We start from the raw sequence: 24,704 nt of genomic DNA on the forward strand, positions 1-24,704 counted from the left end.
GCAGCCTTGTCTGCGAAGTTTCCGACGGCAGCAGCGCCTCCCCCACCTGCGCCGCGCCAAGACCACCGACGAGGGTTATGGGTTACCTGTTGACATCCGCGTCGGCGATGCCGCAACTTGGACTGACGAACAGTCGGTTGATAAACCAACCAGATGGTCGGCCCGTCAGATCCGCTTGCATCTGAGGCGGTTGCCTCTGACGCGTGTCGCGCCCGTACTCTCCTGACGGAGGGCATTTCGTGCGAAAGCTGCGCAAGGTTCTCGTCGCAAACCGGAGTGAGATCGCCGTCCGGGTGATTCGCACCGCGAAGGAAGTCGGACTCGGCAGCGTCGCCGTGTATGCCGTCCCCGATCAGAACACGCCGTTCGTCCGGCTCGCCGATGATGCCTTCGCCCTGGGCGGCACCACCGCCTGGGTGGTTGCGTCCCAGCCGAAATACCTCGGCGGTGTCCTGGATGCGCAGACCGCGGTCAAGTGCTCGCGCTTCGTGGCCTTTTGCGGCCGGTTCGGACTGCCCGTGCTGACCTTCCTCGACGTGCCCGGGTTCATGCCCGGGTCGGTCGAGGAGCGCAAGGCACTGATCACCCATGGCGCCGGGATGCTGGCAGCGTATGTCGAGGCCGCGGTGCCCAAGCTGACAGTGGTCGTCCGCAAGGCCTACGGCGGGTCCTACATCGCGATGGGCTCGCAGTCGTTGGGGGCGGACCGTACCTGGGCATGGACTTCGGCCGAACTCGCGGTCATGGGGCCGGAGGCCGCCGTCGGGTTGCTGCACCGACGTGAGCTTGCCGCGGCCGCGGATCCGGCTCTCACCCGGCGGGAGTTGGCCGCGGAGTACCGCGAGACCGTCACCCGTCCGTTCCTGGCCGCCGAGGCCGGGATCATCGACGAGGTCATCCTGCCTGAGGAATCGCGCGAGCGGATGGTCGCCGCGCTCCGCCTGCTGATGTCGAGGGAGTCGCGCTCATGAATGAGGTGTACCTGGTGGACGGCCTTCGGTCGCCGATCGGCCGCTTCGGGGGGGCACTGGCCCCGCTGCGCGCCACCGAGATCGCCACACCGGTGGTCACCGGGCTCCTCGCCCGAACCGGCCTGCCGGCGACCGAAGTGGAACAGGTGATCGCCGGCTTGGTGCTCCAGGACATGACCGAGTCGAATCCTGCCCGGATCGTGGGGCAGCGGGTCGGGGTTCCTGATGCTGCGCCGGCGTTCACCCTGAACATGCAGTGCGCGTCGGGCATGGCGGCGCTCGTCATGGCGGCACGTCAGGTGGCGCTCGGCTCGGTGGGCTGCGTACTCGCGGTGGGGATGGAGTCGATGAGCAACGCGCCCTACACGGTGCAGGGCGCCCGATGGGGGCTTCGGCTGGGACACGGCCGGTTCACCGACTCCCTCGAGGAGTGCAAGCTGGCCGGCTCCGGCATGTGGGGCGATCCCCAGACCATGATCGATGTCGCGGAGCGCCACGCCCGGGTGGACGGCGTGTCGCGGCGTGAGATGGACGAGTACGCCGTGGTCTCCCACCAGCGGGCGATCGCGGCGATGGAAGCCGGCCGGTTCGAGGATGAAACGGTGCCTGTCACGGTGCCCCACCGCGGCGGCCCGGTGGTTGTCGCTCGCGACGAGAACCCACGTGCCGATGTCTCGGCGGAGCGGCTGGCGGCCATGACGCCGGTGCGGGAGGGCGGCACCATCACCCCGGGCAATGCCTCCGCGCACAACGACGCCGCGGCGGCAGCGCTGGTCTGCGACGCGGCGACCGTCGCCCGGCTCGGGCTGGAACCGATCGCGCGGATCGTCGTGCCCGGCACCGCCATGGTCGGATGCGATCCGCAGCTGATGGGCTACAGCTGCGTGCTGGCCGCCGAGTCCGCTCTGGCGGGCGCCGAGCTGAGCCAGGACGACGTCGACCTCATCGAGTGCAACGAGGGCTTCGCGGTACAGATGGTGGCCTGCGAGCGCAAGGCCAAGTGGCCGCGCGAACGACTCAACGTCGACGGCGGCAGCGTGGGCCTCGGCCACCCGGTCGGCATGTCGGGCCTGCGGATCGTGATCCACCTTGCCAAGGCGCTGCGGCAGCGCGACCTGCGGTACGGGCTGGCCACCGTCCCGGCCGGCAGCGGGCTCGGCACCGCCGTCGTGCTCGAGCGGGCCTGAGGCAGGCGGCGATGACATCTCGACCTCAAGCTGCCGGACGCGGGCTGACCCGCGAGTCGCTCCTCGCGACGGCCGCACAGTTGTTCGCACGCAAGGGCTATCGAGCCACCACGCTGGAGGACATCGCCGGCGAGCTGGGACTGAAGAAGGCGTCCCTGTACCACTACATCCGCTCGAAGGACGAGTTGCTCGCGGACATCTACCAGCAGATCTTCGATCGGATCGAGGCTGCGGTCGCACCGCTCGCGGCCTTGGACCTGCCGGTGGACGAGCGGCTGCGCCGAATGGTGCACGCCCACATCGCGGTCGTCACGGCCGAGCTCCCGAGTCTGTCGGTGGCGTTCTCCGAGGAATCCGAGCTGCCAACCGAGCTGCAGCGCGGGATCCGGCACCGCAAGCGGGCCCATGAGGCGCTTTTCGAGAAGGTGATCGCGGAGGGGCAGCGGCAGGGCGTGTTCCGCCCCGGCTCGGTGCGGCTGATGGTGTTGGCGCTGCTGGGGATGTGCAACTGGATCTACAAGTGGCACCGGCCGGACGCCGCCGATCCCGGCGCCGTGGAGGAGATCGCCGCGGAGTTCGCCCTGATCCTGGAATCGGGGATCCGACCTGGCGAGCGCCGCAGCGGGGCCCACCCCCGTTTCTCCAACCTCGACGAGGCGTTCGAACCGGCTGATCAGTCGGTGAAGCGGGTGCGCGCCGAACTCGAACGGCTCGAGGCCGAGCTCAGCGAGACGCGTGAACGGCTGCGGGACGGGCTTGCCGGCGGGGTCGGACTCCGTTCCATCGAGGGCCTGGCCGACCCCGCCCCACGGAGGGAGCGAGGGCGAAGCTGATGGTCGACAACCTGACGATAGGTCATGTCATCCGGCGGGCTGCCGCGCAGTACCCGCAACGCAGGGCGGTCATCTACGAGGGCCGCACCTATACCTATGCCGAGTACAACCGGAGGGTCAACCGGGCGGCCCATGCGCTGACCGGGCTGGGAATCGGCTTCGGCGACCACGTCGCGATCCTGGGCCGCAACTCGGTGGAGTACCTGGAGTTGTGTCACTCCTCCGCGAAGATCGGAGCGGTCTTCGGAACCGTCAACTGGCGACTGGCTCCGAAGGAGATCTCCTTCATCGTCACCGACAGCGATTCCAAGGTGCTGGTGATCGAGGCCGGATTCCAGGACACGGTGGCCTCGGTCATCGATGATCTGGCCGGCGTCACACTGGTGGTCTTCGACGGAGCCGTGACCCTTCCCGGAGCCCTGTCCTACGAGGACCTGGTCGCGGTGTCCTCCGATGCCGAGCCGAAGGCCGAGTTGGACAGCAGCGACGAGGCGTTGATCATGTACACCTCGGGCACGACGGGGCTGCCCAAGGGCGCCGTACTGACTCACGGCAACATCTGCTGGGACGCCATCAGCTACCTGACCTATGCCCCGCCGATGCCGTACGACTGCCTGCTCGTCGGCATGCCGATGAACCATGTCAGCGGGCTGCACATCCAGACCACGTCGTTCCTGATCCGCGGGTTGCCGCTGGTGATCATGCGGCAGTGGGACCCGGCCGACGCCTGCCGGCTGATCGAGCAGCACCGGGTGACCGTGGCAACCATCTTGGTCACCCCGCTGCAGCAACTGCTGGAACTGCCGGAGCTGTGCAGCCACGACCTGAGCTCACTGCGCCTGGTGCTCAGTGCGGCCGCAAAGTACACCCGCGACCTGCCGATCAACGCCATGCACGCGTTGTCGCTCGAGCGATTCCTGTTCGCCTACGGGCTCACCGAGGCCGCTCCCCTGGTCACCATCACGGAGTTCTCCGGGGAGGCGCTGGCCAGGGAGAACACTCTCGGATTCCCTCTCTGGTACAACGACGTGCGCATTGTCGACGAACTGGACCAGGACGTACCGGACGGCCGGATCGGCGAATTGATCGTCCGCGGCCCCAACGTCTTCAAGGGCTACTACAAGCGTCCGGAGGCCAACGCCGAGGTCCTGCGCAGAGGCTGGCTGCACACCGGCGACCTCGCCTACTACAGCGACAACCACCTCTTCTTCGTCGACCGCAAGAAGGACATGATCAAGAGCGGCGGGGAGAACGTCTACTCGCTCGAAGTGGAGATGGGCTTGCTCGCGGCCAACCCGCAGCTCGCCGAGGTGTCGGTGATCGGGGTGCCCGACGACCGCTGGGGCGAGGCGGTCAATGCCGTGGTCGTGCTGCGCCCCGGGAGCAGGCTGACCGCCGAACAGCTCATCGCGAACGCCCGCTCGCACCTGGCCGGCTACAAGCTGCCCAAGCGCGTCCACTTCGTCGACGAGCTGCCCAAGAACGTGTCCGGGAAGGTGGTGAAGACCCGGCTGCGGGACCTGGTCGCCACCGGGCGGGCGGAGCCGGCGGCCTCACCGGCCGCAGGCGCGCCGTTGGAGGACGCCGGCCGTGGCTGACGAGGTACTGCTTCGGGAACGTCGCGGACGGGTGATGCTGCTGAGGCTGAACCGGCCGGACCGGCTGAACGCGATGAACGAGGAACTGCTCGAGGCACTGCACGCGGGCCTGGCCGAGGTCGCCGCCGACCCGGACGCGGACGCACTGGTGGTGACCGGGTCCGGGCGGGCGTTCAGCGCCGGGGGCGATGTGGACACCTTGACCAGGTGGCAGGGCCTGGTCTCCGCGGAGCGCCGGGTCCGGTTCCAGCGGGCGGCCGAACTGGCGATGCGTCTTGCCGAGCTGCCGCTTCCGGTCGTGGCCGCGGTCAACGGCGCGGCCGCCGGTGCCGGGCTCGACCTGGCTCTGGGTGCCGACCTGTGCCTGGCCGGCCGCTCGGCGTCGTTCGGCTCCGGTTTTGTGGCAATGGGCCTGGTGCCGGACATGGGAGGCAGCTGGCTGCTGCCGCGAGTGGTGGGGCTCTCGCGAGCCCGTCGGCTTGTCCTGGGTGCCGAACGCATCGATGCCGAGACCGCCCGCGAGTGGGGGATGGTCGCCCGAGTCGTCGCGGACGACGAGCTGGAGGCAACCGCGCTCGAGGCGGCGACGGGAATGGCGGCGGCAGCGGCGCGGCCGGCCTACACAGAGGCGAAGCGGGCGCTGTTGGACGGAGCCCGCTCGTTCGCCGACGCGCTGCAGTTGGGCGCCAGCACGCAGAGCTTCCTGATGGATACGGCCGAACATCGGCGCCGCACCGAGCAGTTCCGGGCGCGCGCCGATGGGAGAGGGTGACATGTTCGACGAGGAGACGCTGTCCGCGTCCCAACAGGCAAAGGCGCGATGGCAGGCGGACTACGAGCGGATCGCGAAGCGCTTCGCCGACCAGGCACCAACCCAGGCCTTAAACCCGCAATCGCACTCGGGGCTGCCGATCAAGAACTGCTACTTCCCGCACGACGTCCCGGACTCCACGCGTCCGGAGGCGCCGGGCTCCTACCCCTACACTCGGGGAAACCTGGCCACCCAGTACCAGTTCATGAACTGGGCGAACCAGCCGGTGATCGGATACGGGCTGCCCGAGGACACCCGCAGCCGCATGGATCTGCTCGCCGAACAGGGCATGGTCGGCTACTTCGGCAGCAGGTTCTACAACCTGGTCTACGACTTGGTCTCCCACGAAGGGCTGGACCCGGACCACCCCGCGGCCCGCGGGCGCATCGGCCAGTGCGGAATGGCCGTCTACTCGGCCGCAGACATGGCCCGGCTGTTCGACGGCCTCGATCTCCGCAAGATCAACGTCGTGCACATCACCTACTACCAGGTGATCGCCGCACTGGCCCAGTACATCGCCTACGCCGAACGGCAGGGTGTCGCACCCGCAGAGCTCCGCGGCAACACGATGAACTGGTATCACCAGTCGGCCTACGTCGGCATGAGCGCCTTCCCGCCGGAGCAGGGGCTCAAGCTCGCCGTCGAGCTCATCTCGTACTGCAGCAAGCACATGCCGAAGTGGAACACCACCAACTTCTTCGGTTACGGCGTTGAGGAGGCCGGCGGCACCGCCGTGCAGGAGATCGGCCTGATGCTGGCGTTCGGCATCGAGCTGGTCCGCGCCTGCCAGCAGGCGGGGTTGCGGCCCGATGACGTGCTGCCCCGCTTCGGCTTCCAGTTCGCGCAGGCCAACGACTTCTTCGAAGAAGTGTGCAAGATCCGCGCGATGCGCCGGATCTGGGCCACCACCATGAAGGACCGGTTCGGCGTCACCGACCCGCGTTCGATGCACGTGCGGATCCACACCCACACCTCGGGCGCGGTGCTCACCGCTCAGCAGCCCCTGGTCAATCTGATCCGAACCACGCTGCACGCGTTCGGCGCCGCCATGGCCGGCACCCAGGCCATGGAGGTCTCGGCGTACGACGAGGCCCTGGCCATCCCCACGGGGGACGCCGCGACCCTGGCCCTGCGGGTGCAGCAGGTCATCCAGGAGGAGACCAACATCACGGCCGTGAGCGACCCGCTGGCCGGCTCCTACTACGTGGAGGCGCTCACCGATCAGCTCGCTGATGCCGCTCTCAACCTGGTCGCCGACATCGAGGCCCAGGGCGGCTATGTGCGGGCCCAGCGCAACGGCTGGATCCGCTCGATCGTCGAAGAGTCCTCCGAGCGCTGGCGAGAACTGGTCGATTCCGGGCAGCGGCGCATCGTCGGGCTCAACTGCTACACCGCAGGAGAGGAGCCGGAACCGCAGCTGTTCAAGGTCGACTCCGAGGTCGAGCGGATCGCCGTGGAACGGGTGCGCCGGCTGCGGGACGAGCGCGACGCGGCCGCCTTCGACCGCGCCATGGAGTCCCTCGAGCTGGCCGCCAAGGAATTCGCCGCCAGCAGGATGGACCAGCTCGGCGACGACAAGCTCCTGCCGGCCGCGATCGACGCGGCCCGGGCCGACGCGACCACCGGCGAGATCATGGGGGTGCTCAAACGCCACCTCGGCTGGGGTCCCCCGCACGAGTCCTGACGAGAGGGGACACCCATGGCGAACAGAATCAAGGTCCTGCTCACCAAGCCCACCCATGACGCGCACGATCGAGGAGCCCGCTACCTCGCGCGCAAGTTCCGCGATGCCGGGTTCGAGGTGGTGTTCACCAACTTCCTTGTCGCCGAGGAGATCATCGCGACCGCGTTGCAGGAGGACGTGGACGTGATCGGCGTGTCCAGCTCCGCCGGCGGGCACATGCCGGTCTTCGAAGAGCTGATGTCCGGGCTGGCGGCCGCTTCGGTCGACGATGTGCTGGTGATCGGGGGTGGCATCATCCCCGACGTCGACGCCCGGGTACTCGCCGGACTGGGGGTACCTGCAGTGTTCGGTCCGGGAGCGTCGGCCGAGTCGGCGGTCGAGTTCATCAAGGAGCACGTTCGGCAACGCAGCGCGGTGTGAGCCGGTCCGGTCCGGCCCGGCGGAGAGGATTCCCCTGTGAAGAGAGTTGCGATCCTGGGCGGTGGTGGCCTCATGGGCCACGGCATGGCACTGGCCTGTCTGCGCAGTCCGGGAACCGAGGTTGTGCTGCTGTCCCGGCGTCAGGAGTCGCTCGACCACGGTGCCCAGCTGGTGCGCAGCGGCCCGTTCGGCATCGAGCGCGGCGTGGAGCGCGGCAAGATCACCCGCGAGCAGGCCGACGACATGCTGTCCCGGCTGCGGCTCACCCTGGACTACGAAGAGGGCCTGGCCGACGTGGATCTGGTCTTCGAAACCGTCCCCGAGGTCCTGGCCGCCAAGCAGAAGGTGCTCGCCCAAGCCGAGCAGGTGGCCCCGCCCGCCGCCGTCTTCGCCAGCGGCACCTCATCGATCATGATCTCCGAACTGGCCGGCACGCTGAACGATCCCGGCCGACTGGTCGGCACGCACTGGTTCTACCCGGCCAATGTGATGCCGCTGATCGAGCTGGCCCGTGGCGAGCTCAGCCACGACGATGCCGTCCGACGAGTAACCAGGTTCCTGCGCACGATCGGCAAGAAGCCGGTGGTGGTCGGCGACGCGCCGGGCTTCTTCATGACCCGGTTCATCAACCTCTACATCGCCGAAGCCATCCGGCTCGTGGAGCTCGGGGTGGCTGGTCCCGCCGAGATCGACGAGATGGTGAAGACCGGTCTCGGCTGGCCGATGGGGGTCTTCGAGCTGTTGGACGACACGGCCAGCTTCGACTCCTGGTACCACGCCCAGGAGTATCTGCACGAGACGTGCGGGGACCGGTACGCCGTGCCGCCATTGGCCCGGAAGGTGTTCCGGGCCGGATACCGGGGTGCACCGGCGCTCAAGCCCGGCAGTCGCGGCGGCTGGTACGAGTTCCTCGGCGCGCGCCGACCGGGCGGGGAGAGCTGACGGTGTGCGGCGTCAGCCCGGCCCGCGGCCTGGGAGGTCGATGGCAGGGGCGGTTCGGCGTCGAATGGCTCGGCGCGGATCTGGTGCTGCTGCGAGCCGACAGCAGCAGGTGGCCTTCCCCGGGGAACGTCCTGGTGGTCCTTGACCGCGACGGCGCAGCGCTGGTCGACTGCGGATTCGGCACCGAGAACGGTATGGAGGCGCTGGAAGCCGGCCTACGGTCGGTCGGGCGGAGCCTGGCGGCGGTCCACACGGTGCTGTGCACCCACCCGCACACCGACCATGCCGGAGCCGCGGCGAGCCTGGCCGCTGGACGTCGCGTACTGGTTCCGGCCGGTGCCCGCGCGATCCTTGACGACCCCGCGCTGGTGGCCGAGGCGATCCTGCCCCCGGTGGTGCGGGAGTTCGCCCCCTGGCTCGCCGATCTCGATATCGACAGCCACTTTCAGGACGAATGCGGCGCGGTCGCGCTGCCACCGGACCACGCCGTGGAGGAGGTGCGGCCCGGAGCCGTGATCCGCTTGGGTGGCTACGCGTGGACCGCAGTGCCGACGCCCGGGCACGACGCGCACCTGATGTGCTACTGGGAGCAGCGCACCGGGATGCTCGTCTACTCGGACCTACTGGTCACCCGGGGTACCGCGATCCCCTGGTACGCGCCAGGGGGCGGGGGCACCGGCGCTTACCGGGAGAGCCTGCGGCGGGTCGCGGCGCTGGAACCCCGGCTCGGCATCTCCGGACACGGTGGGCTCCTGGAGGGACCCCATGCGGTGGCGATCAGTATCGAGGCCACCGAACGGCAGATCGCAGCGCGCACCGAACGGATCACGGCCGCCCTCGCCCGCGGGCCGGCGACCTTCGCGGAACTGGAGCGATGCGTGTACCCACCGGCGGTTCACGACGTCATCCCATGGGCCTCCAGCGTGACTGCGGTACACGTGACAGAGGCGCTGGAGTCCGGGGCCGCCAAGGCGGGCGACGGAGTCTTCGTGGCAACAGGAGGCCTTGGATGACCGAGGACGATGACTTGGTGAGCCGGGTACTCGCCCGTGACCAGCGAGCCGGCGCCCGAATGATCACACTGATCGAAAACGACGCCCCAGGGGCGGCATCCCGGTTGGCAGAGCTGTTCCCGCACACCGGCCGGGCCGCCGTCATCGGCGTCACCGGCCCGCCCGGCGCCGGCAAGTCCACGCTGGTGGAGGGCATGGTGCGGGCCTGGCGCGACCGTGGCCGAACGGTGGGGGTGCTGGCGGTCGACCCGTCCAGTCCTTTCACCGGAGGCGCGATACTCGGCGACCGGATTCGGATGGCGTCGCTGACCGGCGATCCCGGCGTCTACGTCCGGTCGATGGCGAGCCGGGCCCACCTCGGCGGGCTCGCCGAGGCCACGCCTGCTGCCGTGCGGGTACTGGACGCCATGGGTATGGACGTCATCGTGGTGGAGACCGTCGGGGTGGGTCAGAGCGAGATCGCCATCGCCGGCACCGCCGACTGCACCGTTCTCGTCACCATGCCCGGGGCCGGTGACGGGATCCAGGCGATGAAGGCCGGCGTTCTGGAGATCGGTGATGTCTTCGTGGTGAACAAGGCTGACCGAGAGGGAGCGCTGCGCACCCGGCGCGAACTGAATGCCATGCTCCGCATGCAGGATCGGACTCCCCGTCCCGTCGTCCTGCTCACCAAAGCAGACATGGGCGATGGCGTGGAGCAGGTAGTCCGGCAAGTCGAGGAGTTCCTTGACACCCGGCGCGGCAGCGGACAGTTGCAGAAGCGCAGGCTGCGGCACCTGGAGCGAGAGGCGCTCGAGTTGATCGGTGCGCAGGCGCGGCGGCGCACCCTGGCCACGCTTGACCAAGCGACGATCGACGAGCTCTCCGAAGCGCTGTGGGAGCGTCGCCAGGATCCGGCCACGGTCGCAGCGCGGGCACTGGCCGCGCTGCAATGGGCGGACAACGACTGCTGAAATGGCAGCGATCCGCCCTGCCCGAGCCCTTGCGGGGCGCATGGCGGGGCGCACGATCCGGGCCTCAGCCCGCCTCCGCACCCGCCCCGGCTAGCCTGACCTCGACGGCGTCGAGCAGCAGGTCCAGCGCGAACGGGTAGCCGCTGTGCCTCATGTCGGCCGCCAGCAGGCGTGCGGTGGCGGCGATGTTGGGGTGGGTGCTCGTGTCCAGGCGGCCGTAGCGCGCCTGCCAGACCTCGAGGTCGGCGGCCTGTGCGGCGGTCGGCAGGGCGAGCGCGGCCGCGTCCAGGGCCGCGAAGGCGAGCGCCTGGTCCACGAACGCGTGATAGATCCGCACCGCGTCCCGGTCGCCGAAGCCCGCCGAACGCAGCACGCCGAGGATCGTCTCCACGGCCCGCATCTCGTTGTCCCGCCCGGTCGTCCGGTGCGCCGCCAGCAGGGCGGCCTGTGGGTGCGCCTGGTACGAGGCGTGGATGCGCAGGCCCGCCTCGCACAGGTCGGCACGCCAGTCCCCGGTGGGCTGCCAGCCGTGCTGGGCCCGGCCGATGAGCTCGTCGGCGATGGCCAGCAACAGGTCGTCGGTGTTGCGGTAGTACCGGTAGAGCGCACTCGGATCGGCACCCAGTGCAGCTCCCAGCCGCCGGACCGTCAACGCCTCCGCACCATGCCGGCCGATCAGCCGCAGGGCCGTCTCGACGATGATCCGCTCGGACAGCATCGTGCCCTGCTTGGTCGGCCGTCTGCGTCGCCGCTGCGGCTCTGGCACTACACGCTCGATCATGGATCCGGAGCTTACGACAACACCATTGACGTGTGAAGGGGGCTGGCGTTTCATGGCCTGCCATCCGGCCCCTTCGGCCACGTTCCCCTATCAGCAAGGCGGAGATCATTGGCAGTACCAGTAAGGGACGCGGGCAGCGCGCTGAGAAACAGCCCGCAGTCCCCCAAGACCGCGATGCGCAAGTCCATAGGCGTCGTCGACGGCATCGTCCTCGCCGCGTCGAGCACCGCGGCCACCAGCAGCATCGGTATCGGACTCGGTCTGATGGCGAGCATCGTCGGCCTGCACCTGCCGGCGATCATGCTGCTGGCCTTCCTGCCCGTGCTCGGCATCGCCGGCGGATACGGACGGCTCAACCGTGCCGAACCCAACGCCGGCAGCAGCTACCAGTGGGTCGGCCGCATTCTCAGCCCCTGGCTGGGCTTTTTGACCGGATGGGTCAACGTCGTCGGCACGATCGTGTTCATGGCTTACACCACCACGGTGACCGGCTCGGCAATCATCCAGCTCCTCGGCCAGGCCAACCTCCACAGCGTCGCCGGCCTCTCCCTGGATCCGGACTCCACTCTCCAGTCCACCCTCCTCGGCATGGCCGTCCTGATTGCCGCCGCGCTGGTCGCCGTCCGCGGACTCGACCTCGCTGCGCGTCTCCAGAAATACCTGCTGATCTTCGAGTACGGCGTGCTGCTCGCCTTCTGCGGCTACGGCCTGTTCGCCGGGGACCAGCCCTTCTCGCTCCAGTGGTACAACCCCTTCGACATCCCCTCGGCCGAAGCCCTCGCCCAGGGCATGGTGCTCGCCGTCTTCTGCTACTGGGGCTTCGAGTCGGTCTTCAGCGTCAGTGAGGAAGTCGCAGACCCGCGGGACGCCTCCCGCGGCGGTTTCATGGCGCTGACCGTCATGCTGCTCCTGTTCCTGCTCGCCGGCACCGCCTTCCAGCGGGTCCTGCCACTGGGCGAACTGTCGGACAACGGCGCACAGGGGCTCGCCTACTTCGGTACGAAGCTCGCCCACCAGCCGCTGGCCGCACTGCCGCTCATCGCCCTCATGTTCTCCGCGGTGGCGTCGCTCCAGGCCTCCGTCATCCCCACCGCCCGCGGGATGTACGCGATGGGCCGCGACGGTGTGCTCGGCTCCGTCTGGACGCGCCTGCACCCCAGGCACGGGACCCCCGCCGTCGGCACCCTGCTGATCACCGCGATCGCCCTTGCCCTCGCCCTGCTGGCGCTGGTCATCCCCACCGTCAACGACTTGATCTTCGCCGCGGTCAACGCGATCGGCATCGTCGTCGCCCTCTACTACGCCCTCACCGCCGCGGCCGCCGCCGTGCACTTCCGCCACCTGCTGCGCACCTCACCGATGGAGGCTCTGCGCGCGGTCGTCGGACCGGTGCTGGGCGCGCTCGCGCTGCTCGCCCTCGGCGGCTACCTCGTCTGGACCTTCTACCGCTCCACCGATCACTTCGAACTCTCCGCCGACAACGGCTGGTTCGCGTTGCTCGTCCCGATGTTGATGATCGGCTCCGGCCTCCTGGCCGCCGCGTGGGCCCGCGGGCGCCGCCGGTCGCCCTACTTCTTCCGTTCCCGCGACACCTCCTGCGACAGCGACCCGCACAGCACCGGCTGACCAGTCCACTGCGGACGCACCACGCAGACCACGATCCACGTTTCCTCCCGGCCCGCTCGCGGACCACCGACCCACCAGGAGAACCTCCTATGACCAAGGCAGATCTGGTCTTCACCCACGGCCCCGTGCACACCGGGGACCCCGCCCGCACCCGGGCGAGCAGTCTCGCCGTCACCGGGCCGCGGATCTCGGCCGTCGGCCATGACGAGGTACGGGAGCTGATCGGCCCGAAGACCGAAGTGGTCGACCTCAGCGGCAAGCTGCTGCTCCCGGGCTTCCAGGACTCCCACATCCACGCCGTCTACGGGGGCATGGAGCTGGCCGAGTGCGACCTCACCGGTGCCGTGGAAGTCGACGAATATCTGCGCCGCCTCCGCGAGTTCGCCGACGCCCACCCCGAGAACACCTGGATCACCGGCGGCGGCTGGTCCATGGAGAGCTTCGAGGGCGGCCTTCCGAGCAGGCAGCTGCTCGACTCCGTGGTGCCGGACCGGCCGGTGTATCTGGTCAACCGCGACCACCACGGAGCCTGGGCCAACACCCGTGCGCTGGAACTCGCGGGCGTCACCCGGGACACCCCGGACCCCGCCGACGGCCGGATCGAACGGGAGGCCGACGGCACACCAAGCGGCGTCCTCCAGGAAGGCGCCACCGGCCTGGTGGCCCGGCTGGTACCCGCGAAGACCGCCGCCGACCGCCTCGACGGCCTGCTGCGCGCTCAGCGGCTGCTGCACTCGCTCGGTATCACCGGCTGGCAGGACGCCCTGCTCGGCGAGTTCAACGGCCAGCCGGACCCCTCCGACGCATACCTCACCGCCGCCCGCGAGGGCACCCTCACCGCCCGGGTCAACGGCGCGCTCTGGTGGAACCGCGGCCGCGGCCCGGACCAGATCCCGGAGCTGGTCTCCCGCCGCGCGGAACTGAACCACGGCAGGTTCCGGGCCGACTCGGTGAAGATCATGCAGGACGGCATCGCGGAGAACTTCACCGCCGCGCTGACCAGCCCCTACCTGGACGCCTGCGGCTGCGCCACCGACAACAGCGGCCTGAGCTTCGTCGACCCGGTCGCGCTGCGCTCACACGTCACCGAACTCGACGCACTCGACTTCCAGGTACACTTCCACGCCCTCGGCGACCGCGCGGTACGCGAGGCGCTGGACGCGATCGAGGCGGCCCGCACGGCCAACGGCCACCGTGCCACCCGGCACCACCTCGCCCACCTGCAGGTGGTCCACCCGGACGACATCCCGCGCTTCGCGCAGCTCGGCGCGATCGCCAACATCCAGCCTCTCTGGGCCGCCCACGAGCCGCAGATGGACAAGCTGACCATTCCATTCCTGGGTCCCGAACGCGCCGCCTGGCAGTACCCCTTCGGCTCCCTGCTGCGGGCCGGTGCGACCCTGGCGGCGGGCAGCGACTGGTCCGTGAGCAGCCCCGACCCGCTCGCCGGGCTCCATGTCGCCGTCAACCGGATGGAGCCAGGGGCGACCGACGGCCGGATCTTCCTGCCCGAACAGCGTCTCGACCTCGCCACCGCGGTCGCGGCCTACACGGCGGGTTCGGCCCACGTCAACGGCCTGGACGATGCCGGCACCCTGCGGCCGGGCCACCTCGCCGACCTGGTGGTCCTCGACCGGGACATCTTCACCGCCCCGGCCGAGGAGATCCACACGGCCCGGGCTCTGCGGACCTACGTGGGTGGAGCGCTGGTGTACTCCGCCTCCTGACGGCCGCGCCGTCGGAGCGCGGCACCGCCTGCGGGCTCGCCACCGCGCTCCGACGACGTCCGGATCTCCAGCCTCGTCCGCACCAGCGCGCCCGTCGGCTCCAGGCTCCCGCTCTCCAGGGCCGCGACGAGCAGCTCGACGCCCTTCTCGGCCACGCTCACCGGCTGGAGGTTCAGGGTCGTGACGGGCGGGTCGGCGTGGGCGGCCGAGGTGTCCGTGGGCATCCGCGACTCGCGCGGCGCGCAGCGGCGCTACCCGCACCAGTTCTCCGACGACATGCTCCAGCACGTCGTCATCGCGGCGGCACCGGCAAGCCGGGCCTCTTAAGTTGTGGGAACAACACCCCGAACTTCACAGCGAGTTGACCAGGACTTCATCAGAATCCTGATGCCTGCCAGTCTGAACAATCGGCAGGATTCCTGTCCTGGCGGTTGTCACCACCTCGGCCGTGAACGGCGCCATCGTGTGTACCCGGTCGTTCACACCTGGTCGCGCTCCCGACTGTCCCCTACGACAGGGAAGCCACGGGTCGCCGTCACTCAGTCGACCGCGATGCCGCTGGACCGCGCGGGTGACTCGGGTCGACCCACAGGACGTCAGTCGCCCCGACGGGCCGCTCGGCGGGCGTCGCCAGGGAGCCTGCCGCGGCACTAGGCTCTCCACCAGACCGTGCCTGACATGAGTCGTTCCCCATGCGTCGCACGAACTGCTGACTGAGCGCCAAGTGCACATCATCGCCGAAACAACTTGCCTGCCCCGTCTGTAGTCGTTCTCCTCGCCCATGAGACCGAGCGCAGTAGGGTCTTGTTTGTGCAGCTCCGCTATAACTACCGGGCCTACCCGGATGCCATCCAGCGCGGTGCACTGGCGCGCGCGTTCGGGTGCGCCCGCGTGGTGTGGAACGACTGCCTGCGCGACCGCAAGGAAGCGCACGCGGCGGGACTGCCGTATGTGAAGTCGGCCCAGTTGTCCCGGCTTCGCATCACCCAGGCCAAGCACACCGAGGAACGGGCCTGGCTCGCCGACGTGTCAGCGGTCGTCCTGCAACAATCCCTGCGGGACCTGGACACCGCCTACAAGAACTTCTTCGACGGCCTCCAGGGCAAGCGGCAGGGCCGGAAGACCGGGCCGCCCCGGTACAAGTCGAAAAAGGACACCCGGCAGTCGATCCGCCTCAACACCAACGCCTTCTCCCTCCAGGACAACGGCACGGTGTACGTGGCCAAGGTCGGCAACCTCAAGGTCACATGGTCCCGCCGGCTTCCGGCCGCGCCCACGTCCCTGACCGTCACCAAGGACAGCTGCGGCCGGTACTTCCTCAGCTTCGTCGTGGACACCGACCCGGACATCCTCCCCGAGCGAGAGGCCGACGCCGGTCTCGACCTCGGCCTGTCCGCCTTCGCCGTCCTGTCCGACGGCCGGAAAATCGACAGCCCCCGCTTCCTGCGCCGGGCCGAGAAGAAACTCAAGCGCCTTCAGCGGGAGGTGTCCCGCAAGGCCAAAGGATCGAAGAACCGGGCCAAGGCCCGCATCAAGGTCGCACGCCAGCACGCCAAGGTGGCGGGCCGGCGCCGGGACTGGCACCACAAGGTATCCACACAGATCATTCGCGACAACCATGCGGTGTACGTGGAAGACCTCGCGGTGTCCGGCCTCGGCCGCACCCGGCTCGCCAAGTCCGTGCACGACGCGGGATGGTCCGCGTTCGTCGGCATGCTGGAGTACAAGGCGGTCAAACACGGCCGCACCTTCGCCAAGGTGAACCGTGCCTTCCCGTCCTCTCAGGTCTGCTCGGCCTGCGGATTCAGGGACGGCCCCAAGCCCCTGCACGTCCGGGAGTGGACGTGCGGCGAGTGCGGCACCGTGCACGACCGCGACCACAACGCAGCACGCAACGTCCTGTTCGAAGGACGCCGTATCGTCGCCGCCGGACGGGCGGAGACGCTAAACGCCTCGTGGAGCGCCGGTAAGACCAGGACGAAAGTCCCGGCACAGCGCAGTGAAGCAGGAAGCCCCCGGACGGGTCAGCCGACCCAGGCCGGAATCCCTGGACTTTAGGCCAGGGAGCACGTCAAAGCTCTGTCTCAGTCCATAGATCCAACAGGCTGTCGCCGAGGCTTGCGGCGGGTTCGGCTGCGGCATTGAGCAGGGATTGTTCGGTCCAGATGACCTTGCCGCGGGCGCCGTACCGGGTGCCCCAGCGCTGGGCGAACTGGGCGACGAGGAACAGCCCGCGGCCGCCCTCGTCGGTGGTGGCCGCCCGGCGCAGGTGCGGAGAGGTACTGGAGCCGTCGGAAACCTCGCAGATCAGGCTGTTGCGGTTGTGCAGCAGGCGCAGCCGGATGGGCTGGCTGCCGTAGTGGATGGCGTTGGTGACCAGTTCGCTGGTGATCAGCTCGGTAGCGAAGGCGACCTGGTCCAGGCCCCAACTCTTCAGCCGGCGGGTGACGTCGGCGCGGACGCGGGAAACGGCCGCGGGGTCGGAGGGCACGTCCCAGTCGGCGATTTGGGCCGGGTCCAGTAGGTGGGTGCGGGCGACCAGGAGGGCGATGTCGTCGCTGGGGCGCTCGGGCAGCAGGGCGTCGAAAACCGCCTGGCAGGTCTGTTCCGGGGTGCGATCGGGGTGGGCGAGGGCGTCGCGGAGCAGTTCCAGGCCGGTGTCGAGGTCGCGGTGGCGGTTCTCGATCAGCCCGTCGGTGAACAGGACCAGCCGGCTGCCCTCCGGCAGCCGCAGTGCGGCGGTCTCCACTGGCAGGCTGCCGCCCAGGCCCAGCGGTGGGGAGACGGGGATCTCGGGAAAGGCCACCATGCCGTCGGGCAGGACCAGGGCGGGACCGGGGTGGCCGGCCCGGGCCACTGTCACCTGCCCCGACACAGAGTCGTAGATCGCGTACAGGCAGGTGGCGCCGGTGACCCCCGGGCCATTGCCCTCCGCTGCCTGATCCGCGTCGATCCGGGCCACCAACTCGTCCAGGTGCCCCAGCAGCTCGTCCGGGGGCAGGTCCAGGGCGGAGAAGTTGTGCACCGCGGTGCGCAGCCGGCCCATGGTGGCCGCCGCGTGCAGGCCATGCCCGACCACGTCGCCGACCACCAAAGCGACCCGGGCGCCGGGCAGCGGGATGACGTCGAACCAGTCGCCGCCCACCCCGGCCTGGGCGGGCAGATAGCGGTGTGCGACCTCGACGGCAGACTGCTCGGGCAGGCCGCGGGGCAACAGGCTGCGCTGCAGGGTGACGGCCATGGTGTGCTCGCGGGTATAGCGGCGGGCGTTGTCGATACACACAGCGGCGCGGGTGGCCAACTCCTCGGCGAAGGAGAGGTCCTCCTCCTCGAAGGGCTGGTTCTCCGAACGCCAGAAGTCGGTCATCCCCAGCACGATCCCGCGCGCCTGCAGCGGTACCGAGATCAAGGAGTGGATGCCGTACTCCAGGATCCTCTGAGAGCGTTCTGGGTCCTGGGCACGCCAGCCGTCGGAAGCCGCCAGGTCGGGCTCGAGCATCGCACGGCCTGTTTCCAGACCTGCGGCTATGGGGTTGGTGGGGACGAACCGGATCAACTCGCCGACCGGGAAGAGGGGCTGGTCGTTGTGGATTCCGCGGACGGCCGTGCGGCGCATTTCGGTGCTCGGGCCTTCCGGCTCCTCGCCTCGCAGGACGGGGTCCTGGAGCTCGACGGTGACGAAGTCGGCGAAGCGGGGCACGGCTACTTCGGCCAGCTCCTCGGCGGTTCGTACCACGTCCAGCGTGGTGCCGATCCGGACCCCGGCGTCGTACAGCAGTCTCAGGCGCTCCCGCGCCACCTCCGCCCGACTGGCCACGGAGCGCAGTTCGGTGGTGTCGCGCAGCGTGGCCACGCTGCCTGCCTGGCCACCCTTGTCGACCGGCCGCAGGTTGACGGCCAGCAGCCGTTCCCCGGCAAGGTGCACCTCATCGGTGGCCGTACGTCCGGAGGCCAGCAGCCCGGCAGTGTCCGGCGCCAGGCCGAGGTCGGTGACGTGGCGCCGCTCCGCGTCCGCGGGCAGGTCCAGCAGCCGCCGCGCCTCGTCGTTGGCCAGCAGCAGCCGCCCGTTCCCTGCGATGATCAGCACCCCCTCCCGCACCGCGTGCAGCACCGCGTCATGGTGCTCGTACATCCGGGTCATCTCGACCGGGCCCAGTCCGCGGGTCTGGCGCTGCAGTCGCCGGCCCACCAGCGCTGACCCGCCCGCGGCCAGGACGAGCGCACTGCCCGCGGCACCGAAGAGCGTCGGCAGCTGTTGCGCCACCCGTTCGTTCACATTCTTGATCTTGATTTCGGGGGACACGATGCCGGCGACCGAGCCGTCAGGCCTGAAGACGGGGACCTCCGCGAACACGGTCAGGCCCAGAGGGGTCACGAGGGTGTCCGTAAGGGTTTTGCCCCTCACCGCCTCCTGATAGGGGTCACCTTTGATGACGTGCTTTCCGATCCGGTCCGGATCGGGGTGGGTGTATCGGATCCCATGCGTGTTGATGATCACGATGCCGTCGACACCGGACCGTTTCCGGGCCTTCTCGGTAAGCGGCTGCAGCACCGCGGTCGGGTGAGGGCGGTCCAGTGCCTCCACGATCCCCGGGGAGTTCGCGAACGCCTCGGCTACGGCAATCGTCCGTTTGCGGGCCTCCTCCGTGCCTTGGCGCCGCGCCTGCACCACCAGCGCCACCACCGTCGCGGCGACGAGCACCACCACGACCACCAGCTGCAGAAGGAACACCTGACCGGCGACGCTTCGCGCGCACAGCAGAGAGCGCAGGCGCCGCCCTGGCGAACGGCGCGGGGCCTCCCGCTCGCCCTTGGGCCGAGTCGGCTGTCCCGTTCCCGGACGCGGAACCTCACGCCGACTCCGCGCACGCCAACCAGCGAACAGGCGGGAAAACGGTATCGAGGATCGGCGGAAACGTCCGAGCGCATCCATAGGTCCAGTGTCGCCGACCACCGGAAGGCGGCCGGTACGCCGCAAGGCGAACGGGGACGGCGCAGCGGGCGCGGCGCAGGGTCGCGGCGTCCGCAGCCGGTCGTCGCTCGTACGCCTGCCCACGCCCCGGTGGCAGGATGCAGAGGACACCGCAAGAAATACGACAGAGGATGTCGAGTTTTGTGGAGACAGTGGGGGCGCCGGTCGGTGCCGTGGTGGCGCGGGCCGGGACGACGGACAGACAAGGACCCTCATGCGCGAAACACCCGACGACCTCCACCGGCTCCAAGCCCTCCTCGACGCCTCACTCTCCCGCTCCACGGCGCACCTGCGGTCGATCATCAGCAGCGAGCGCACGCTCACCGCCGAGCAGCTCACTCGCGTACTCACCGGCATGTGCACGCTTGCGCTGTCCACCGTGACGGCGAAGGGCGAGCCGCGGATCAGCGGCGTGGACGGGCACTTCCTGCACGGAAAGTGGCACTTCGGCACCGCGCGCGGCGCCGCCAAAGCCCGGCACCTCGCCGCCCGGCCCGCCGTCAGCGCCGCGCACATGCGCGGGGAGGACCTGGGCGTGTTCACACACGGCACAGCGGAAGTCCTCAACCCCCACCGCGGCGAGCCGGCCGCCGACTGGCCGGACCTGCTGGCGTACTTCCGGGACTTCTACGGCGACGACGCCTTCGACTGGGACAACGACGTGGTCTTCTACCGGCTGCACCCGCAGTGGATGGCCGTGTTCGCCCCCGACCTCGCCAAGCTCGGCGGGAAGGCGGACGAGGCGTGACCCCGCCCGTACCGGACACGCGCGTGCCGGCCCCACACGCTGCCGGGGCCGGCAAGACGCGCGACACCATCGACGTCGTGGGCGCCCGCACCAACAACCTGCGCGACGTGTCCGTCAGCATCCCCAAAGGCCGGCTCGTCGCCTTTACCGGCGTCAGCGGCAGCGGCAAAACCTCACTCGCCATCGACACCCTGCACAGCGAGGCCCAACTGCGGTACCTGGAGGGCCTATCGCCGTTCGTACGCCAGTACATCACCCAGCGCAACCGCCCCAGGGTCGACCGCATTCTCGGCCTCGGCGCCACACTCGCGGTCGACCAGCGCCGCCTGAACCGCAACCCCCGCTCCACTGTCGCCACCATCACAGGGATCGACGGGCACCTCGGCCTGCTCTACTCGCGCCTCCCGCGGATCGGCCCGGACACGGACCCGGCCGCGGACACCGGCGCTGGTCCCCTGACCACCGCGCACTTCGACCGCCACACCCCCGAAGGCAGCTGCCCGGACTGCCACGGCGCCGGCGGACGCTGGCAGGCCCAGGAAGACCTCGTCATCACCCGCCCAGACCTCCCCCTCTTCAAAGGCGCCTCTCCCTGGTACGCGAAATGGCGGTCCGGAGAGCACATGTTCGTCCCCGCACTCGCCGCCAAACGCGGCGTGGACCTCGGCCGGCCCTGGCAGTCGCTGCCCGCGGCGTTCCGGCACGACGTCCTGTACGGCACCGGCGACGAGGCGGTCGAGGCCACCGTCGACATCCCGAACAAGAACGAGACGGCCCGTATGACCTACACCTCCAGCCAACCGCTGCGCGGCGCGCTTGCCGAGGTGGAACGGGTGTTCGTCAACGCCCAGACGGCCAACGCCAAGCAGCGCTACCTGCCGTACATGCGCAAGCAGCCCTGCGGCACCTGCCACGGCAGCGGATTCGATCGGGTCGCCCGGTCCGTACGTCTCGGCGGCCTGACCTACCCCGATCTGCTGGACGTGGATGTACGCGAGGTCCGCCGCTGGGCCGGGCACGTCGCCGATTCCCTCGACACCCGGCAGCGCACCGTCGGCGAGCCCCTGCTGCAGGACCTCGGACGCCGGCTCCGCCTCCTGGACCGGCTCGGCCTGGCCCACCTGCAGCTGTCCCGCAGCGCCGCCACACTGTCCGGCGGCGAGTTGCAGCGCACCCGGCTCGTCGCTCAGCTCGGCACCGAGCTGAGCGACGTCATCTTCGTCCTGGACGAGCCCGGCGCCGGGCTGCACCCGGCGGACAAGAAGCACCTTCTCGACATCGCCCTGGAGTTGCGCGACGCCGGCAACACCGTCCTCCTCGTCGAACACGACCCCGAACTGATCGCCCGCGCCGACTGGATCGTTGATATGGGACCCGGCGCGGGCCGCCGCGGCGGCGAGGTCCTGGTCTCTGGCTCACCCGCCCTGGTCGCCGCCGACCCCGCCTCGGCCACTGGCCGCTACCTGGCCGGCAACGGGCCGCGGCTGCGCCGTACCCCCCGCCCGGTCCGCGATGACGCCGACTGGGTGGAACTGCACGGCCTGCGCGCCCACAACGTGGCCGCGGAGCTGCTGCGCCTCCCTGCCGGGCGGCTCACCTGCCTGACCGGGGTCAGCGGCAGCGGCAAGAGCAGCGTCCTGGGCGCACTCGCCGCGGGCGCGGCGGCCGCCCTCAAAGGCACGGCCGCCGACACCGTGCGCGAGGTGACCGGACTCGACGGATTCGGCTGGGTCGCCGTGGTCGACCAGGAACCCCTCGGGCGCACGCCGCGGTCCAACCCGGCCACGTACAGCAAGGCGTTCGACATCATCCGCAAACTGTTCGCCGCCACCGACACGGCACGCGCGCGCGGCGTCGACGCCTCCTGGTTCAGCTTCAACACCACCGGCGGCCGCTGCGAGACCTGCACCGGCTACGGCCGCAGGCTCGTCGACATGCACTTCCTCCCCGACATGTGGGTGGTGTGCGACACGTGCGACGGCCGGCGCTACGGGCCCGAGGCCCTGGAGGTCACCTACCTGGGGCTGTCCGTCGACCAGGTGCTGGACCTGACCGTCGCCGAGGCCGGGGAGGTCTTCACCGCACCCCGGCAGCTCGCGGAGACCCTCGCTGCGCTCGACCGGGTCGGGCTCGGCTACCTCCGACTCGGCCAGAGCGCCACCGAGCTGTCCGGCGGCGAGGCCCAGCGCCTCAAACTTGCGTCCGCGATCCAGCGCGGCGCGGCGAGCCGCAAGGCCGGCCTCGTCGTCCTCGACGAACCCGTCTCGGGCCTGCACCCGTCCGACATCCAGCGAGTCGTCGACGCGCTCGACATGCTGCTCGACTCCGGCAACACCGTCGTCGTGGCCGAACACGACATCCCCGTCGCCGCGTCCGCGGACTGGGTGATCGACCTCGGACCGGGAGCCGGCCCCAACGGAGGCGCGGTGGTCGCGCAGGGCACCCCCGACACCGTCGCCGGCGCGGACACTCCCACCGCCGGATACCTCCGCCGGTACGCGGCCGGCCTGCCGCTCCTGGACGCCTCGAAGGACGCACGGCGCTGACGTACGGCGTGCCGGCGCGACCGGTCGCATGCGTGGTCCGCGGCGGCTGTCCGTTCGCCACGGGCCACGCATGGCTTGCCCTTGGACCGGGGCAAGCCCGAGCCACCGCGCCCGGCGAGAATGGTGCCGAGCCCGTACCCCGAAGGTCCGGCCACGCAGGAGGCGCCACCGAGCCGCTGCGCCAGACAGGCAGAAGCCGTCATCACGGCGTTCCAGGCCGGCCTCGCCGACCCGGGGGCGGCGTAGCCCGCGGATGCGCGCCCCTGCAGCGCCACGGCGTGGCATTCATGAGCACCCCGCACTGCTGCTTCCTGTGATCGGGAGACCTTGAGGGCGATGCCGGACAGCGTCGCCCTCTTTGTGCGCCTGCTGCGTGAACCACGTCCCCGGAGCTGCCCGTACCGAGGTGACCGGACGCCGGGCCCGTTCCTTCCTGGGGGCGGCTCTGAGCGCGCGTGCAGGCACGGGTCCCTTCCCTTCACCGTCGCCTGGAGTGCCTCGTTCCTCGACCTGTTGCACTGCCCGACCTGCCGCGCCCGCCTCCACCCCGCCCCCGGAGCACTGCGCTGCCCGGCAGGCCATACCTTCGACATTGCCCGCCGGTCGAGCTCGGCGATACTCCTACGTCAAGCACGAGACCAACTCCGGACTGTTTCCAACACGCTTCAACAGCTTTAGGCTGTGCGTCGCAACACTTTCTCTCAGCACGTCACTTTTCGGAACGTGATCACTGCATCGATTTCGATTACGTCGATGACGACGGAAGGACTGACATGCGCATACCATTACGCGCGCGGGCGGCGAGACGGGTGACCCGCGGGGTCACCGTCGCGCTCACCACGCTCGCGCTGGGCTCCTTCGGCCTCACCGCCGCGGAGTCCGCGCAGACCCGACCGCACGCGGCGGAGCCTGCCCACACGGTCGGCCACGACGACACGGCCCTGACCATCGACGGCAAGCCCCTCTCCATCTGGTCCGGCGAGTTCCACTACTGGCGGCTGCCCAGCCCGGATGCCTGGCGCGACGTGCTGCAGAAGATGAAGGCGGGCGGCTTCAACGCCACGTCGATCTACTTCGACTGGGGCTTCCACTCCCCCAAGCCCGGCGTGTACGACTTCGAGGGCCTCCGTGACGTCGACAAGCTGCTCGACATCGCGAAGGAAGTCGGGATCTACGTCATCGCACGGCCCGGCCCCTACATCAACGCGGAGACCGACGGCGGCGGCTTCCCCGGCTGGCTGGTCACCCAGAAGGGCAAGGCCCGCACCACCGCGCCCGACTACCTCGCCGCCTCCGACGAGTGGCTGTCGCAGATCGATCCGATCCTCGCCCGGCACCAGCTCACCAACGGCACGGGCACGGTGATCGCCTATCAGGTCGAGAACGAGTACTACGAGGACACCGCCGACGGGCACGCGTACATCAAGCATCTGGTGGACAAGGCACGCGCCGACGGCATCACCGTGCCGCTGACGGGCAATCACGACGGCGTCTTCGCCAGGGAACTCGACATCGACAGCACCGACTCCTACCCTCAGGGCTTCAACTGCTCCAACCCGGACGTCTGGCGTGGCCTGCCCGACTTCTCGGGCCGGAAGATCCCCAACCAGCCGCTGTTCCTGGGGGAGTTCCAGGGTGGTTCCTTCGACCCGTGGGGCGGCCCCGGCTACGACAAGTGCCGGCAGCTCACCAACGGTGACTTCGAGAAGGCCGCGTACGAGAACAACATCGCGTCCGGTGCCACCATGCAGAACTTCTACATGGCCTACGGCGGCACGTCCTGGGGCTGGCTGCCCTCGCCCAGCGCGGTCTACTCCTCCTACGACTACGGCGCGCCGATCCGCGAGGACCGTCAGCTGAGCGAGAAATACCTGGTGAACAAGCGGCTCGGC

The 24,704-nt window shown here is 69.7% G+C and carries 19 protein-coding genes and 1 pseudogene; 17 read left to right on the forward strand and 3 right to left on the reverse strand.

The genetic code is table 11. The features are described 5' to 3' along the window. The first annotated feature begins 239 nt into the window (after positions 1 to 239). From BIV24_RS04700 to meaB, 10 genes are read left to right on the forward strand one after another with little or no spacing between them, the layout of a single operon-like run. Positions 240 to 971: a carboxyl transferase domain-containing protein gene (locus tag BIV24_RS04700; protein WP_071364865.1), complete on the forward strand. Its 732-nt coding sequence runs from the start codon at positions 240 to 242 to the stop codon at positions 969 to 971. Further along, a complete protein-coding gene (locus BIV24_RS04705) occupies positions 968 to 2,158 on the forward strand; it encodes a thiolase family protein (protein WP_071364866.1) in 1,191 nt (396 codons plus the stop codon). The genes BIV24_RS04700 and BIV24_RS04705 overlap by 4 nt, the downstream gene beginning before the upstream one ends. Before the next feature lie 11 nt (positions 2,159 to 2,169). Further along, the gene (locus tag BIV24_RS04710) at positions 2,170 to 2,991 is read left to right on the forward strand and encodes a TetR/AcrR family transcriptional regulator (RefSeq protein WP_079168006.1); all 822 of its coding nucleotides are present in this window, start codon (positions 2,170 to 2,172) and stop codon (positions 2,989 to 2,991) included. Next, positions 2,991 to 4,589, forward strand: coding sequence for an AMP-binding protein (locus BIV24_RS04715; protein ID WP_071364868.1), 1,599 nt, complete (start codon positions 2,991 to 2,993; stop codon positions 4,587 to 4,589). The genes BIV24_RS04710 and BIV24_RS04715 overlap by 1 nt, the downstream gene beginning before the upstream one ends. After that, positions 4,582 to 5,361, forward strand: coding sequence for an enoyl-CoA hydratase/isomerase family protein (locus BIV24_RS04720; protein ID WP_079168007.1), 780 nt, complete (start codon positions 4,582 to 4,584; stop codon positions 5,359 to 5,361). The genes BIV24_RS04715 and BIV24_RS04720 overlap by 8 nt, the downstream gene beginning before the upstream one ends. 1 nt (position 5,362) lies before the next feature. Continuing rightward, positions 5,363 to 7,084, forward strand: coding sequence for an acyl-CoA mutase large subunit family protein (locus BIV24_RS04725; RefSeq protein ID WP_071364869.1), 1,722 nt, complete (start codon positions 5,363 to 5,365; stop codon positions 7,082 to 7,084). A gap of 15 nt (positions 7,085 to 7,099) precedes the next feature. Then, on the forward strand, positions 7,100 to 7,504 hold the full coding sequence (locus tag BIV24_RS04730; RefSeq protein WP_071364870.1) for a cobalamin-dependent protein: 405 nt from the start codon (positions 7,100 to 7,102) through the stop codon (positions 7,502 to 7,504). A gap of 36 nt (positions 7,505 to 7,540) precedes the next feature. After that, on the forward strand, positions 7,541 to 8,446 hold the full coding sequence (locus BIV24_RS04735; protein ID WP_079168009.1) for a 3-hydroxyacyl-CoA dehydrogenase family protein: 906 nt from the start codon (positions 7,541 to 7,543) through the stop codon (positions 8,444 to 8,446). Between the two features lie 2 nt (positions 8,447 to 8,448). After that, a complete protein-coding gene (locus BIV24_RS04740; RefSeq protein ID WP_071364871.1) occupies positions 8,449 to 9,459 on the forward strand; it encodes an MBL fold metallo-hydrolase in 1,011 nt (336 codons plus the stop codon). Beyond that, positions 9,456 to 10,412 carry a methylmalonyl Co-A mutase-associated GTPase MeaB gene (meaB, locus tag BIV24_RS04745; RefSeq protein ID WP_071364872.1) on the forward strand — a complete coding sequence of 319 codons (957 nt, stop codon included), beginning with the start codon at positions 9,456 to 9,458 and terminating at the stop codon, positions 10,410 to 10,412. The genes BIV24_RS04740 and meaB overlap by 4 nt, the downstream gene beginning before the upstream one ends. Before the next feature lie 64 nt (positions 10,413 to 10,476). Here the strand turns inward: meaB and BIV24_RS04750 are convergent, their stop codons facing one another. Then, positions 10,477 to 11,193 carry a TetR/AcrR family transcriptional regulator gene (locus BIV24_RS04750; RefSeq protein WP_071364873.1) on the reverse strand — a complete coding sequence of 239 codons (717 nt, stop codon included), beginning with the start codon at positions 11,191 to 11,193 and terminating at the stop codon, positions 10,477 to 10,479. A 174-nt stretch (positions 11,194 to 11,367) separates the two neighbouring features. Between BIV24_RS04750 and BIV24_RS04755 the strand changes: the two genes are divergently transcribed. Together BIV24_RS04755 and BIV24_RS04760 are read left to right on the forward strand one after the other, a co-directional pair. Next, positions 11,368 to 12,819, forward strand: a complete 1,452-nt coding sequence (locus BIV24_RS04755; RefSeq protein ID WP_079168010.1) for an APC family permease — start codon at positions 11,368 to 11,370, stop codon at positions 12,817 to 12,819. Positions 12,820 to 12,908: 89 nt separating this feature from the next. Continuing rightward, positions 12,909 to 14,546, forward strand: a complete 1,638-nt coding sequence (locus BIV24_RS04760; RefSeq protein WP_071364874.1) for an amidohydrolase — start codon at positions 12,909 to 12,911, stop codon at positions 14,544 to 14,546. Here BIV24_RS04760 and BIV24_RS04765 read toward each other — a convergent pair. Beyond that, complete coding sequence (locus BIV24_RS04765; RefSeq protein WP_071364875.1) at positions 14,510 to 14,770, reverse strand: hypothetical protein; 261 nt, start codon at positions 14,768 to 14,770, stop codon at positions 14,510 to 14,512. The genes BIV24_RS04760 and BIV24_RS04765 overlap by 37 nt on opposite strands. 586 nt (positions 14,771 to 15,356) lie before the next feature. Between BIV24_RS04765 and BIV24_RS04770 the strand changes: the two genes are divergently transcribed. After that, entirely contained in the window at positions 15,357 to 16,604 is a 1,248-nt protein-coding gene (locus BIV24_RS04770) for an RNA-guided endonuclease InsQ/TnpB family protein (protein WP_071364876.1), read from the forward strand. 13 nt (positions 16,605 to 16,617) lie between these two features. Here BIV24_RS04770 and BIV24_RS04775 read toward each other — a convergent pair whose 3' ends face one another. Then, positions 16,618 to 19,278, reverse strand: coding sequence for a SpoIIE family protein phosphatase (locus BIV24_RS04775; RefSeq protein ID WP_425442523.1), 2,661 nt, complete (start codon positions 19,276 to 19,278; stop codon positions 16,618 to 16,620). Between the two features lie 454 nt (positions 19,279 to 19,732). Here BIV24_RS04775 and BIV24_RS04780 point away from each other — a divergent pair, with 454 nt between their 5' ends. The 4 genes and pseudogenes from BIV24_RS04780 to BIV24_RS04790 form a co-directional block, all read left to right on the forward strand. Then, on the forward strand, positions 19,733 to 20,266 hold the full coding sequence (locus BIV24_RS04780) for a pyridoxamine 5'-phosphate oxidase family protein (RefSeq protein WP_030757430.1): 534 nt from the start codon (positions 19,733 to 19,735) through the stop codon (positions 20,264 to 20,266). Then, complete coding sequence (locus tag BIV24_RS04785; protein ID WP_245766670.1) at positions 20,263 to 22,812, forward strand: excinuclease ABC subunit UvrA; 2,550 nt, start codon at positions 20,263 to 20,265, stop codon at positions 22,810 to 22,812. Before BIV24_RS04780 ends, BIV24_RS04785 begins: the two co-directional genes overlap by 4 nt. Positions 22,813 to 23,322: 510 nt before the next feature. Then, positions 23,323 to 23,433 (forward strand): annotated as a pseudogene (locus BIV24_RS35030) (putative RNA methyltransferase); the annotation flags it as partial. 152 nt (positions 23,434 to 23,585) lie between these two features. Beyond that, positions 23,586 to 24,704 (forward strand): beta-galactosidase (locus BIV24_RS04790; protein WP_177198621.1); only part of this gene is annotated, 1,119 nt, incomplete at its 3' end.

It is taken from the genome of Streptomyces colonosanans (genome assembly GCF_001866645.1).
GTDB lineage: Bacteria > Actinomycetota > Actinomycetes > Streptomycetales > Streptomycetaceae > Streptomyces > Streptomyces colonosanans.